We start from the raw sequence: 13,514 nt of genomic DNA on the forward strand, positions 1-13,514 counted from the left end.
GTAAGGAGTTTTCTTATTACTATCTACGGCCAGACTTGATCTTCACTTGAAGTTTAGAGATCAAATGAACAGCCATTTTTTCTTGAACTCGACACATTTTCAACTCGTCACGGCGATAAGAACGCTGTGAAGGAGTCAATGTTCCCGTCTCAAGCTCCATTTCGTAATCAAGCTTTGAAGAGCGGATACCTTCCAACTCTTTAGTTTGGTGCTTGAAAAGCTTTGTGACTCCTGACAAAGGAGCTACTTCGATCCATTCTTCTTTACCACGGTACCAGCTAACCATTCTCATAAAGCGAGCTTTATTCTTAGCTAGTGTAAAACGTGGATGATCTGTTTCTGTTAACTCGAGGATATTTTCAACATCATCAAAGTTAAAGTCTTCCTCTTCATCAGTCATGAAAGGATTGGCAGCTAATAAAGCTTCGATTTCTTGAACGTCCTTCAGCTCTTCGGCCGACTTCGCATCATCATTATCCTGATCTAATTCATCTTCGTTATCGATAAGATCGTTTTCGTAAACTTCATCCATCTGACGTCCCAAAGGAGCCTCCCCATCGAAATACATTGTGCTAATTAAAAAAGTGCGCTTGGTTATACCTCAGAACCTTAAATGACACAATATGTTAATTCGTTGAAAGGACCCAATTTTTACTTATTACCATAAAATAACCACCCCTTGAAAAAGCGCGTCATTTCAGGGTCTTATATGACACGCCATGCGGTGAATAAAAAAAGACCTCGGAGTTTTTCCGAAGTCTTTTCGTCTTTAACGGGCTCTTTGAATATTATTCAAAGCGAAGATGTTTCACAGATCCACCGGAATCGCGCAACTCGCAAAGGGAATCAATGCCGATCTGCAGGTGGCGCTCTACATATTGCTGAGTCACAACCTTATCGCTGGCTTCTGTCTTCACTCCTTCTGGAATCATGGGGTTGTCCGAGACAAGTAATAGGGCCCCATGAGGAATCTCGTTGGCGAAACCGCAAACAAAGATCGTCGCAGTCTCCATATCTATCGCCATTGCGCGAGTTTTTCGAAGATACTCTTTAAACGCTTCGTCGTGCTCCCACACTCGGCGATTGGTCGTAAATACCGTTCCTGTGTAATAGTCGGCTTCAGCTTTAATAATCATCGACGAGACCGCTCGTTGCAAACGGAAGCTGGGCAATGCAGGAATCTCTGGTGGCATATAGTCGTTCGAGGTTCCCTCTCCACGAATAGCCGCTATTGGCAAAATAAGATCACCCAATTGATTTTTCTTTTTAAGCCCACCGCACTTACCCAAAAACAAAACTGCCTTGGGGCTAATGGCCGTCAAAAGATCCATCACGGTTGCAGCCAGGGCCGAGCCCATACCAAAATTTATAATCGTGATATCATTTGCTGTCGCCGACTGCATCGGGCGATCTAATCCCCGCACCGGCACTCCAAATTTTTCAGCAAACATATGAACGTAGTTTCCAAAGTTTGTCAGAAGGATATACTGCCCAAATTCGTTTAAGGGAACTCCCGTGTAACGAGGCAACCAATTTTCTACGATCTCTTGTTTTGACTTCATAATGTCCTCAATTATCTTAAACACATCTTAAAAAATGAATATCATATTAAAGCAGGAGTCTGCTCAAAACACAAACTAGGACTCCATTTTTTTAAACTGTTCTTCAAATGATTTTTGCAACTCCCAGGCTTTCTTTTGATAGTCGTCAGAGTTTTTCCAAGCCTTCCTTGGATTTAACAAACGAGTCTCGACGCCGCTGACGGCCACTGGTATTTCAAAGCCAAATATGGGATCAACTTCAAACTGAGCTTCCGCCATCTCCCCGTTTTGCACAGCCCGAATAAGTCGACGGGTCACACTCAAAGGAAAACGCTCACCCACTCCGTACTCTCCGCCCGTCCATCCAGTATTTACTAAATATACCTGCAAACGATGTTTATGAATATAAGTCGAAAGCAGGCTTGCATACTCGGTAGGCCGTCTCAGCATAAAAGGTGCACCAAAACACGCCGAGAACGTGGCCTTAGGTGATTTAACGCCAATTTCAGTCCCTGCAAGCTTCGCCGTATACCCCAGAACAAAATATTTCATTGCCTGCTCTGTGCTTAAGCGAGCCAAAGGGGGCAGTACGCCGAAGGCATCCGCAGACAAAAAGAACAACGCCTTGGGAAGTGGCCCCACACCATCAGCGACTTTATCTTTGATAAACTCAAGTGGATAACTTGAACGGCCATTTTCTGTATACGATGAATCAAAAAAATCCAATTGAGCTTTTTCGCTATCAAAACTGACATTTTCTAAAAACGAGGTCCAACGATTACTTGCTGAAAAAATTGCCGGCTCCGTTTCACCAGACAACTTAAATGTTTTTGCGTAGCAGCCACCTTCGAAATTAAAAAGACCGCGCTCGGAAAGACCATGTTCGTCATCCCCGATCAAAAAAACGCCTTCGTCTGTGGATAATGTGGTTTTTCCTGTTCCACTTAAGCCAAAGAATACAAAGCTGTCCCCGTTTTGAGTCTGACTCGCCCCACTATGCATGGGTAAAATTCCTTTTGCGGGAGTCAAAAAATTCATAATTGAAAACATCGATTTTTTGATCTCTCCGGCATACAGTGTGCCAACGATCAAAGTTAGTTTTTGATCAAAGCAAGTAGCAATCACGGTCCCTGACTTTACTCCATATTTTTGCGGATCAATCTCCATAAATGGGGCATGCAAAATTCCAAAGCATCCTTCGTTCTTTTCTTGCGACGGCTTAAACATATACTGTGTGAACATCGCCGCCGATGGCATCTCCGAAACCGTTTCAATATTTAGCGCAAAGTGCTGACCGTGACCTATCGAACGATGGGTTGCAAATAGTTGGTCTCGCTGCCCTAGATATATTTCAATATCCTGTTTAAGTTGGGAAAACTGCGATGGCGTCATCGAGTTCAAGTTATTCTCCCACCAAATTTGAGACTCGGTGCTAACGCTTTTTACGACGTATTTATCATTAGCCGAGCGCCCCGTGTGCTTACCTGTTTCAATAATCAATTGCCCTGGGGTCCTAACTTCCCTTGGCCCTTTTGAATGCTCTGCTGCATCAGCCAGGACTTAGGCGAATCGATGAATAAGTTTTTATTTAATGTCTGCATATGTGCAATCAATGACATAAATCCCCCAGTGCTGCTAATTTGAACCCAAAAATGAGGACAAACAGCTAAAAACGCATCGCGCAACCTTGCCTTCTCAATGACAAATAGCCTCTTTCAGAGTTGAATATGGCCCTTGTTTTACTGAAGGAGCACACGATGGCTAAAGATATCTTTGGCGATGATATTACTAAAAAAGAAGATGATTTCGGCGCAATGCTTGAGGCCTCGTTTAAAGGTCTTGGCAATAAACTTTCTAAAGGCGACAAAGTCGCTGCCGAAGTTCTGACCATTGGAAAAGAAGAAATTTTTGTTACAGTTGCGGGACAAGACGGAATGGTGCCTCGTACTGAACTGCTTAATGAGCAAGGCCAAGTCAAAGTACAAATCGGCGAAAAAGTAGACCTATTCGTCGTAAAAATCCAAGAGGGCTTGGTACATTTGACTGCAAAACCATCTTCAAAAGCGATGGCTGAAGGCTTAGAGGACGCTTTCGATTTCGAAACTCCGGTTGAAGGTCGCGTCTCTGAAGTTGTGAACGGTGGCTTCCGCGTGGTCATTATGGGAAAAACAGCTTTCTGCCCGATCTCTCAAATGGATAAAGGGCAAATTTCAGAACCTGAAAAGTACATTGGCAAAAAATTCGAATTTATCATTACGAAGTTCGAACAAAAAGGACGCAACATTGTTGTTTCTCGCAGAAAAGTACTTGATATGGAAGCGGCCGAAAACCAAGGTGCCTTCATTCAAGCAACGAAAGTCGGTGATGCTCTGACTGGAAAAATCACCCGCCTTGAGGCCTTCGGAGCCTTCGTTCAGCTAGCTAACGGGGTCGAGGGATTGATTCACGTTTCTGAAATCAGCTGGACACACTTGAAGCATCCATCAGAAGCCGTTGAAATTGGACAAACTGTAAATGTTAAAGTCTTGAAAATCGAAGACGACTCTGCCGGACGCTTAAGAATTTCTCTATCTAGAAAGCAAGCAGAAGCGAATCCTTGGGATGATATGGCCCAAAAGTTTGCGGTCGGAACAATGGTTGAAGGCACTATCGAGAAAAAAGAACGCTTTGGCTTTTTCATAAATATTGCTCCTGGTATGACTGGCTTGCTTCCTAGATCTTCAATGAAGGAAAGTAATCCCGAAACTAACTGGGACAAAATGGAAGTTGGCGAAAAATTGAAAGTTCAAGTGGCTCAGATCAACGCCGCCGAACGTCGCATCTCGTTGAGTATTCCACGGGACCCAGAGGCCGATGCATGGAAGGGCTTTACTAGCACTTCGGGCTCTAAAGGCTTTGGTGCTTTGGGTGCTGCCTTCGAAGCTGCAAATAATAAAGGCAAGAAAAAATAGTAAAAACAGAAGGGAGCTTAAAGGCTCCCTTCTTTAAATCCCCTAACGTCACCCATTCTTAGCTAAAGGCTGTAATGCTATACCGTTTTCAAATTGAACTTTCAGACATAGATCGCGGCAAATATGAAAGTTTAGACTTCCGAATCGCCCTACATCCCTCTGAAACCTTGGTCTATCTTCTAAGCCGAGTCTTTGCATACTGTTTATCATACGACGAAGGCGTCGAATTCAGCGCAGCCGGGCTTGCTGACCCCGATGCCCCGGCACTTCTTAAGCTAGGCCTTCACAATAGCGTTGATCTTTGGATTGAAATTGGAAATCCACCGACTCGAAAGCTTCATAAAGCCACAAAAACGGCAAAGCAGGTTCGAGTCTTTACATATAAAAACCCTGAAGTCCTTAAATCAGCAATTGTTGAGGATAAAGTCCATCGAGGTGATGGCATCGAGATTACAGCCTTGCCCAGTGCTTTTTTAGAAAATTTAGCCACTAAATTAGACAAGCTAAATAAATGGACGCTTGTTGTACAACAGGGCCAAGTTGATGTGACCGTTGATAACGAAACCTTCGTAATGCAATTGAATTAAAATGCGTTCTGCATGTCCTATTACTAGCCAAAATATTTTATCTAATAATTGTCGAAAAACAATTCTGAGCTAAAGCTTATGTATTTACTCAAGATGTTCCAATCTCAGATGAGCATCTACTTATTCAAGGCTAAGATGATTGGAATATTTAGTTATAAGGGGTCCTTATGCAACTTCCGATTCCATTCACTATTGAAACTAAGACATCAAACAATATAAATGACAGTTGGTCGATCGAAGCCTCAGGACATACGGTTAACTGCAGTATCCCCCCAGAATTTTCAGGCCCAGGCGGAGCCCCAAGCCCAGAAGACCTCTTTGTTTCAGCTTTAGTAAGTTGTTTTGTTGGAACCTTTAAAGTTTATTGCCACAATTCAAAGGTGCAGTTCACAAATCTAAAAGTAAAAGCACAACTTTCTGTAGACTTAAATCAAGACAAAAAAACAGTTATGAAATCGTGCCATATGCAAATTGAAATTTTGGGAGCATCAAACCCAGACCGTCTTTTAATGTTAACGAAAAAAACCTTTGCCTCGGGATTTATACTTAATTCTGTTAGTACTGAAATAACTTACGAAATTAGATTTATTTAGCAAAAACATTGAAAGATACACAGAGATGGAAAAATCGGCACTCCTTATTTTGGGAAATCAACTATTCCCGCAACATCTGTTAAAAGAGATTCCCACAAAAAATATATTTATGCGGGAAGACCCCGAACTCTGTACCTATTATCGTTTTCATAAACACAAGATCATCTTTTTTTTAGCGGCAATGCGAACTTATGCAAAAGCACTTATTAAAAGCAAATATAATGTCCACTATGAGGAACTGGGGGAAAATCCTGGTTCATACGAAAAATCGCTTCTGAGCTTTATAAAAGATAATAAAATAAACAAAGTATTTGCTTTTGTGCTGTCCGGGCTCGTTCGTCACAGATGGCGGGATAATTTAAGTCAAAAAAGTGTGCGGATTTTGAGCTAAGTAGCTGAAATCTCGAAGGTAGCCCTAGTTCTCAAAGGAGAACAAACCATGATACAAAGGGGTCACAATGAGCGAAGCAAAGAAAAAGCGGACAAGAAGATCAGCAGAGAAAATGGCGGAGTTGGTGTTAGAGGCCGAACGCCTGGGCGCAAGCGCCGTTTGTCGCCGAGAAAACATTGCGCCAGCGCAACTCTCGCGTTGGAAGCAGAAGTTCCTTCAAAGCGGGATTGCGGGTCTAAAAGATATCAAGCGCGGTCCAAAGCAAAAAGAAGATCCAGCGATGGCAGAACTCAAAGCCGAAAAAGAAGTGCTGGCTCAAGCCTTACTCGAAACTTCAATAGAACTCGCTGCAATGAAAAAAAAGAGTCGCTTGGTTTAGAGGGGCCACTATATGGCCGTCATTTGACCAAGGATCAACGAGAGGCCCTCCGGGCCTTCGTGGATGAGCATATTAAGCATCACTCAGTAAAGAAGATTTGTGATGCGCTTGAGGTGCATCCTCGGTCGTATTATCGATGGAAGGAAAATGGCTTAAAGGAGAATCACGGTGGCGGTGGCGGCCAAAACAAGATCACACCGAAAGAAGAAAAGGCCGTGGTAAGGCTCGCCAAGAAAAATCCCGACTGGCACTGCCGACGTATTGCTTACCACTTAGAGAAAAACGCCAAGGCTTTCATTGGTAAAACCAAAGTCGCCGAGATTATGAAGGCCCACGGCCTGAATCATCCGTTTGAACAAAAGCCGCCCAAGCTCATCGTCCCACCAGAGGACATGCTGTTGCATGAACCTTGGCGAAGTAATCTAATCTGGGGGATGGATTGGACGTGGGTCAATGTGAACGGCAAGTTTATGTTTTTACTCGTGCTGCTTGACTGGCACTCAAGAAAAATCCTGTCTTGGGGCCTTTATCACAAAATCACTCAACACGAAGTGGTAACAGTTGTCACTGAAGCCGTTGCCAAAGAGCGCATTGATTTTTTGCCGCATGGGGCACTTCGTCCAATCGTCGTTGCCGATCATGGCAGTGCTAATACGGCGGCTTATACCAAGAACAACATCGAGATCCAGGGGTTGAAGCTATGGCTCAGTGGCATCGGTAGACCCACAGGCAATGCTCGCACAGAGCGAGTCATCGGCACGTTAAAGAGAGAAGAAATTTATCTTCAAGAACAGTACGAGAATGAAGAGGTGGCTCACAAGTTGATCGGGGCAAAGATCTATGACTACAACTTCCACCGGCCCAATCAAGGCAACGGTGGCTTTGCCCCGAACTCCGTTCATCACCAAGGCCGCTACGAACTAATGAAGCGAAGAGAAAGGGCTAGACAGAAAGCCCAAGAACTGAGAAGAAAACACTGGGAACAGGATCAGTCACCTTCAAACACAGTGTTGACTTAAACTTCAGCCCACTCTGTGCGGGGGTTGCTCGGACAGGACACTTTCGAAATTGAAGATAAATTTTTCGAAACACGACTGATCAAAATTTTTGAAAAAGCAAACGTCGAACTTCAAGTCCTGCCATCGCCAATGTTTTTAACTAGCCGCAAGGAATTTGCAACCTACCTTAGCAGTTATAAAAAACCGTTCATGAAAACATTCTACGAATCTCAACGCAAAAGACTTAAAGTCCTAATTGATAAAGATGACAAACCTACCGGAGGAAAGTGGAGTTTTGACGAAGAAAATCGTCTGCCGCTTCCAGCCAATAGACTGCCCCCGGATGTTCCCCTTATTCGACCGTCACCCATAGTTAAGCAAGTACAAGAGCTTGTTGAAGCTCGCTTTCCTCAGCATCCCGGCCGCAGTGAGCAGTTTTGGCTTCCAGTCAGCCGTGAAGAAGCCTTAAGCTGGCTGGATAGCTTTTTAGAAGAACGATTGACTAATTTTGGTCCCTACGAAGATGCGATTCCTACGCATTCTGATTTCGTCTATCACTCGGTATTAACTCCCTTTTTAAATACAGGCTTAGTGACCCCTGATGAAGTGATTGAAAGCACTCTTTTGTATGCCAAAAAAAATAAAATTAACATCGCTTCAGTCGAAGGATTTATCCGTCAGGTCATTGGTTGGCGAGAGTTCATCCGCGGTATTTATCAAAATTTTTCAGATACTCAGGAATCAGGCAACTTCTTTAAACACAAAAAAAAGTTAAATAACCTTTGGTACACCGGCCAAACAGGAATAGCGCCACTTGATGCTACCATCCGCAAGACCAACAAATATGCCTACGCTCATCACATTGAAAGGCTAATGGTTGTTGGAAGTCTTATGTTACTGCTTGAGGTGGATCCACATGAGGCCTACCGTTGGTTTATGGAAATGTTTATAGATTCATCAGATTGGGTGATGGGCCCCAACGTCTTTGGAATGGCTCTGTTTTCTGACGGTGGCATTTTTGCCACGAAGCCCTACTTCTGCGGCTCGAACTACTATCGCAAAATGGGAGGCTACAAGGCTTCAGAGCCTTGGTGCGATGGTGTGGATGGTCTGTATTGGTCGTTCATAGAAAAAAACAAAGAGTTCTTTTTAAAAAATCCCCGGATGTCCATGATGGTGAGAACAATTGAAAAAATGGACCCTGAAAAGAAAAAACGAATTTACAAAGCCGCTGATGATTTACGCTGCCGCTTGGTTCAAAGTTGAGACAGCTAAATCTAGATTTACAAATAATACCGATCGCGCCTGCCCCTCGCGCTGAGTCTCGACACAGAAGTCCACCCAGGCATTAACTGGTTTTTGCTTTACATTAGCCATGACTTTAGGAAAAGGCAAAAGCTCGCCATCGAAAAGATTTAGTATAGATTCCAGTCGATCGACGACAACTGCAAAAAAAATATGTGGTTGCTGTTGCAAAATCATGACTACCTTTTCCGGGAATGCTCGAAGGTCATAATCCAAGTAATCTCCAGTTGCAAAATCAAGAATCGGAAGCGATGCACCTTCGTAGTTTAAAGTTTTGCCTGATTGTTCGAAGAACCCATCCCCCTGATCTACCCGAAAAACTTTAAGAAAACTATGAATCTCGATGGCATAGGCTCCTTCATTTTCAAATTGAATGTAAGTTCGTCGTTGTCCGGTTTGCTTGGCAGCCTTTGGATTCAAAGAAGTTCCATCTTTGTATATTTGTTTGTGGAGATTCAATACTTCTTGAACCTCAGGACTATCAAAATAATATTTTAGCTCTAATAATTCGTCGGGTTTAAACTGATCCTGAGATATTAGATCAATCAACTGGTGAACCGCAAACGCCACAAAATCTCCGCTCGAGCCCTCGTAGATCAATACAGACTTTGTAGGATAAGTGGATCGCCTTTTGTTTCGCAAGAAATAATCCAGTGAAATAAGAGGTGCATATTTTCCTCGAAACCGAACATAGCCGTCACAAAAATCGCTATTGAAAAGTGATTTTTCAACAACAACTTCATTTTGAATTTCACAGATTGACTTAAGATCAACCGCCATCTTTAGTGCACCAATGTCCACCCGGCAATGCGTAGGTCGGCTATTTATCTGAGCCCTTCGATTATCTTGAACCAATGGCAGCGGCCATTTATGTGCCTGGACGTACTGAAATAATTCATCGACGACAACAACTTTTTTAACATCAAAAGCCGGATCTGATTCATCAATTAAAGAATCCATTTCATGAAATTTCATTCCTAAATAGTGCCCTTGGTATTTCAAAAGAAAGACTTTCGAAAGATACTGTGCATTTTGGGCATCAATTTCTAAATCCTGCCGCTTTTTACCAATAGAAATCATCGGGAGATTTCGCCCCTCATAAAATAACAAAACTTGAATTAAATTACCTTCAGGTAAAAGCTTTTCGATAGGAACGGCAGCCAGCGCCATTCCAAAATAAGCTTCCTCTAGAAACATTTGCTGCTTCTGAGACTCTACGATTACCCAAAAGGAAATGTATCTTTTATTTGGCATTAACCTGCAAACTTTCTAACAGACTCTTTTAAGGTCTCGGCTTTCTCGACCAAATGAACGGCCGTAGTCGAGATATTTTCAGCTGACGACTTTACAACCTCGGCAGACTCTTCGACTAAACTTAACGCCGATCTGACGTTGTCAGCTAAGTCCCGCTGTCGAACAATTTCACTCGACATCAATGAAATCGAGTCATTAGTTGAATCGACGCCCTCGTATATCTTCTTAAAGGACTCTTGCACTTTTTCTAGACTTAAAAAGCCACTATCAATTTTTCTAGACGAATCATCGATAAGCTTTGTGATACTTCGAGCCGACTGCGATGCTTTTTCCGCAAGCTTTCGGACTTCATCCGCAACCACTGAAAATCCAAGCCCATGCTCTCCGGCACGTGCCGCCTCAATCGCTGCATTAAAAGCCAAAAGATTCGTCTGGGTTGCAATTTCACTCATAACTAAGACGATGTCTTTCATTTCATCTGAAGCCCGACGGATGTTCTTCATCGCCTCTTCGTTTTCTTGAAGTTTTTTGGTTCCTTGATCTGTCTCGGACTGCGTAACTTGCCCTATATCAATAGCTTTAGCTTTACTAGAATCGATGGCCGAGATTGAGCCAACTAAGCTCTGCATCGCCTCTGAAACCACGGTATTGGTCTCTTCGAAGTTCTCGCTACTTTTTTGAACAGTTTGAGTCGCCTGTTGAATCTTTGAAGCTTCTGCAACAAAGCTTAATGCAATTTGCGTCACTTCTTCTTCGATAGCCACCTGTTTTGAAATGTCCGTCGCAAACTTAACGACTTTATAGAAGTTTCCCTCAGCATCCCTAATCGGACTATAAGTCGCTTGAATCCAGACTGGAGTCCCAGACTTGTCAAACCGTTTGTAACGGCCAGAATAATACTGACCTTGATTAAGCAGATTCCAAAAGTCTTTATAGTCAGGACTGTCAGTATAACTTTTTTCACAGAATATTCGATGGTGATTGCCAACAACTTCCTCGGATGAATAATGAAAGGTATCTAAGAAGTTTTTATTGGCTGTCAGAATATTTCCCTGTAAGTCAAATTCGATAACGGCATTGGACCGATCAAGAGCCTCAATCTTCCCTTCAAATTCGGCATTACGGTTCTTATCTGCGGTAATATCGGTAGCAAACTTCACGACACGGATCACTTTGCCTTCGGTATCAAAAATAGGATTATAGGACGCCATGATCCACACCACGTCGCCTGATTTTGCAATACGCTTGAACGAATCACGGAACGATTCGCCTTTCTCAAGACGACTCCAAAATTCTTTGTATGAGTTTGAATCTACATAGTCCTTATCACAGAAGATGCGATGGTGCTGGCCTTGAATCTCGGTCAGCTGATATCCCATCACCGAACAAAAATTTTCATTTGCAAATTCGATAACGCCTTGGGCATCGAAACAGATAATGGCTTGAACTCTATCAAGGGCCTCTATGACTTCATTTTTCCCGCCTAGGACGTCCGAGCGTTCCAGAAATTGTAGAAATGAACTATGATTAACGTCCGACATAGTAATCCTTTCGAAGAATCAACAATGTCTTATCGGTATTCCTTTAGATAATTCCAGTCTGATTTCATATAAGTAAAGCTCGCGTCTTAATAAAGTACGCATTTAAAACAGACTATAGTGCAGGTAGGCTAAAACCGTTATGTTACAAGGCTACCGCGATGGCTCGGAGGCTGTAAAAAAATATACTACGCCAACTTGGACATTACTTAGACACTGAAAAAGTAAGAAAGTAGTATTAAGAGGTTAGGCTGTTGAGCTGTCCTCCACCAATTTTTTCTGACTAGGAGAATTCTGTGAAAAAGTTTTTGATTCTTTTCACTTGTGCTGAAAATAGTAAAAACCATCAGGCTTGGAAAAATTTGGGTTCCCATGAACAAAAAGAACGAATTTTGCAGGGAACGGTCGCAAGCGAAAATTGGGAAGAAAAATTTGGTGATAAAATTATTTTTCAAGGTAGCTCTGTCGGAGAAAGAACTTTAACTGTCGATTCAAATGGCATTCAAGAGAGCCCAAGTAGAATTGGAAAGTATATTGTCATCGAAGCCTCTTCGCAGGAAGAAGCGGCAAAAATATTTTTAGAACATCCGCACTTCTCATTTTTTCCTGGTGACAGCGTCGAAGTTTTAGAAATTGTCGATTCCAGAGGCTAAAAAATAAGGGCTCTGGATCTTCACACTTCACTGTATAAAGCATTGAGTCAAAAAGAATAGGCACGGAATAGGTTTCTTCATAAGATTTGTTTACCACAACACATCTTTTTCAGGAGCCTAGACCATGCCCACGGACTTCAACTTAGCCGATCAAATGCTATCTGAGGAACTAAAATTTTTGTCTTCAAGAGGTTTTCGCAACGGATATCTTTGGGAGGTTAAAAAAATAAGAGCTTCCTGCGAAGTTTGTCCCAAATGCGCTACACCATCGAATACTTTAGCTGGAAAAGCATTCAGCGTCGTCCGCGATGCGCCAATTAGAGAAAGGCCATTATGGCTGCGTATTGAAAAGCATCGGTACTATTGCAAGAACTGCCGCAAGCCCTTTACAGAGGCAGTAAAAGGTATTTGGCCACGCCGAAGAAGTACGGGACATTTTCGCAATGCCGTAGCCAAAGACTGCAAAAACTACGTGAATCTAGAATTAGTGCGAACGCATCACTCTTGCTCCAGTGGATTTATCTATAAGGTCCATTATGAGGCTCTGGCTGCGAAACTCAAAGATCGCGACGGAATGAAGTGGCCGGAAATATTGGGCATCGACGAACACTTTTTCACTCGTAGAAATGGTTATGCAGAGTTTGCAACGGTGTTCTGTGATCTAAAGAAGCGTCGGTTGTTTGAGATGTGCAAAGGTAAAGATGCGAAATCAATTTTCGAAGCTGTTGAACACTATCCAGGCCGAGACAATGTCAAAGTGGTAGTGATAGATTTGTCGAACGGATATTTAAGCATTGTGCGAAGACTCTTCCCAAACGCTAAAATTGTAGCCGATAAATTTCATGCTCTCCGGCTTCTAAATCCTGCAATGATGAAGTTGAGAAAACAAATTAACGGCAATAAGTTGGAGCTAAAACAACGTCGCCTAATCCTGAGAAATCGCGAAGACTTAAATTATACAGAAAAAAGAGATCTCGATAAGTTCCTCCACAAGCACCCCGATCTTGAGGAGTTGTATTGGTACAAAGAACGCCTGCGGCAGTTTTATAATTGTCGGAACCGACGCCAAGGGAGAAGAAATCTTGAGTGCTTTATTAATGACTTAAAAAACTCAAGCCAGTCAGCTGCCAATACTCTCGGAAGAACCCTCAGAAAGTGGCTGGAACCTTTAATTGGATACTTTGAAAATCGTTGGACAAATGGATTTACGGAGGCTACTAACGGGAACGCAAAGGCCCTCCAGAAGCGGGCCAGAGGGTTTAAAAACTTTGTAAACTATCGACTGAAAACCTTAAATGCTTGTTTTTATTGAATTGCGCTGAGT

15 protein-coding genes are annotated in these 13,514 nt (G+C 42.7%); 9 read left to right on the forward strand and 6 right to left on the reverse strand.

Annotation, left to right across the window (positions count from 1 at the left end):
- Positions 1–19: 19 nt before the first annotated feature.
- From AC04MN_RS01020 to AC04MN_RS01035, 4 genes are all read right to left on the reverse strand, one after another.
- Positions 20–568 carry a hypothetical protein gene (locus AC04MN_RS01020; RefSeq protein ID WP_475381324.1) on the reverse strand — a complete coding sequence of 183 codons (549 nt, stop codon included), beginning with the start codon at positions 566–568 and terminating at the stop codon, positions 20–22.
- 220 nt (positions 569–788) lie between these two features.
- Positions 789–1,562, reverse strand: a complete 774-nt coding sequence (locus tag AC04MN_RS01025) for an AMP nucleosidase (RefSeq protein WP_475381325.1) — start codon at positions 1,560–1,562, stop codon at positions 789–791.
- 75 nt (positions 1,563–1,637) lie between these two features.
- On the reverse strand, positions 1,638–3,041 hold the full coding sequence (locus AC04MN_RS01030; protein WP_475381326.1) for a phosphoenolpyruvate carboxykinase: 1,404 nt from the start codon (positions 3,039–3,041) through the stop codon (positions 1,638–1,640).
- Positions 3,038–3,160, reverse strand: a complete 123-nt coding sequence (locus AC04MN_RS01035) for a hypothetical protein (protein ID WP_475381327.1) — start codon at positions 3,158–3,160, stop codon at positions 3,038–3,040. Before AC04MN_RS01035 ends, AC04MN_RS01030 begins: the two co-directional genes overlap by 4 nt.
- A 138-nt stretch (positions 3,161–3,298) precedes the next feature.
- On the opposite strand from AC04MN_RS01035, the gene AC04MN_RS01040 reads away from it, so the two are divergent.
- The 7 genes from AC04MN_RS01040 to AC04MN_RS01070 all read left to right on the forward strand — a co-directional run bounded on the left by AC04MN_RS01040 (position 3,299) and on the right by AC04MN_RS01070 (position 8,706).
- Positions 3,299–4,492, forward strand: a complete 1,194-nt coding sequence (locus AC04MN_RS01040) for a S1 RNA-binding domain-containing protein (RefSeq protein WP_475381328.1) — start codon at positions 3,299–3,301, stop codon at positions 4,490–4,492.
- A 74-nt stretch (positions 4,493–4,566) separates the two neighbouring features.
- On the forward strand, positions 4,567–5,079 hold the full coding sequence (locus AC04MN_RS01045; RefSeq protein ID WP_475381329.1) for a YaeQ family protein: 513 nt from the start codon (positions 4,567–4,569) through the stop codon (positions 5,077–5,079).
- Between the two features lie 167 nt (positions 5,080–5,246).
- A complete protein-coding gene (locus AC04MN_RS01050) occupies positions 5,247–5,672 on the forward strand; it encodes an OsmC family protein (protein ID WP_475381330.1) in 426 nt (141 codons plus the stop codon).
- Positions 5,673–5,697: 25 nt separating this feature from the next.
- Positions 5,698–6,063 (forward strand): cryptochrome/photolyase family protein, encoded by a 366-nt coding sequence (locus tag AC04MN_RS01055; protein ID WP_475381331.1) that lies wholly within the window; start codon positions 5,698–5,700, stop codon positions 6,061–6,063.
- A 67-nt stretch (positions 6,064–6,130) separates the two neighbouring features.
- Positions 6,131–6,442, forward strand: a complete 312-nt coding sequence (locus AC04MN_RS01060; protein WP_475381332.1) for a helix-turn-helix domain-containing protein — start codon at positions 6,131–6,133, stop codon at positions 6,440–6,442.
- 59 nt (positions 6,443–6,501) lie between these two features.
- A complete protein-coding gene (locus tag AC04MN_RS01065) occupies positions 6,502–7,461 on the forward strand; it encodes a DDE-type integrase/transposase/recombinase (RefSeq protein WP_475381333.1) in 960 nt (319 codons plus the stop codon).
- Between the two features lie 15 nt (positions 7,462–7,476).
- Positions 7,477–8,706 (forward strand): cryptochrome/photolyase family protein, encoded by a 1,230-nt coding sequence (locus AC04MN_RS01070; protein ID WP_475381334.1) that lies wholly within the window; start codon positions 7,477–7,479, stop codon positions 8,704–8,706.
- Here AC04MN_RS01070 and AC04MN_RS01075 read toward each other — a convergent pair.
- Positions 8,680–9,942 carry a chemotaxis protein CheW gene (locus AC04MN_RS01075; RefSeq protein ID WP_475381335.1) on the reverse strand — a complete coding sequence of 421 codons (1,263 nt, stop codon included), beginning with the start codon at positions 9,940–9,942 and terminating at the stop codon, positions 8,680–8,682. The two genes, AC04MN_RS01070 and AC04MN_RS01075, sit on opposite strands and share 27 nt — an antisense overlap.
- 56 nt (positions 9,943–9,998) lie before the next feature.
- Positions 9,999–11,540 carry a methyl-accepting chemotaxis protein gene (locus AC04MN_RS01080; RefSeq protein WP_475381336.1) on the reverse strand — a complete coding sequence of 514 codons (1,542 nt, stop codon included), beginning with the start codon at positions 11,538–11,540 and terminating at the stop codon, positions 9,999–10,001.
- Positions 11,541–11,833: 293 nt separating this feature from the next.
- Between AC04MN_RS01080 and AC04MN_RS01085 the strand changes: the two genes are divergently transcribed.
- A complete protein-coding gene (locus AC04MN_RS01085) occupies positions 11,834–12,190 on the forward strand; it encodes a hypothetical protein (RefSeq protein WP_475381337.1) in 357 nt (118 codons plus the stop codon).
- A gap of 124 nt (positions 12,191–12,314) precedes the next feature.
- Positions 12,315–13,502: an ISL3 family transposase gene (locus AC04MN_RS01090; protein WP_475381257.1), complete on the forward strand. Its 1,188-nt coding sequence runs from the start codon at positions 12,315–12,317 to the stop codon at positions 13,500–13,502.
- Positions 13,503–13,514 lie beyond the last annotated feature (12 nt).

The organism is Bdellovibrio sp. ZFWA1 (genome assembly GCF_056175665.1).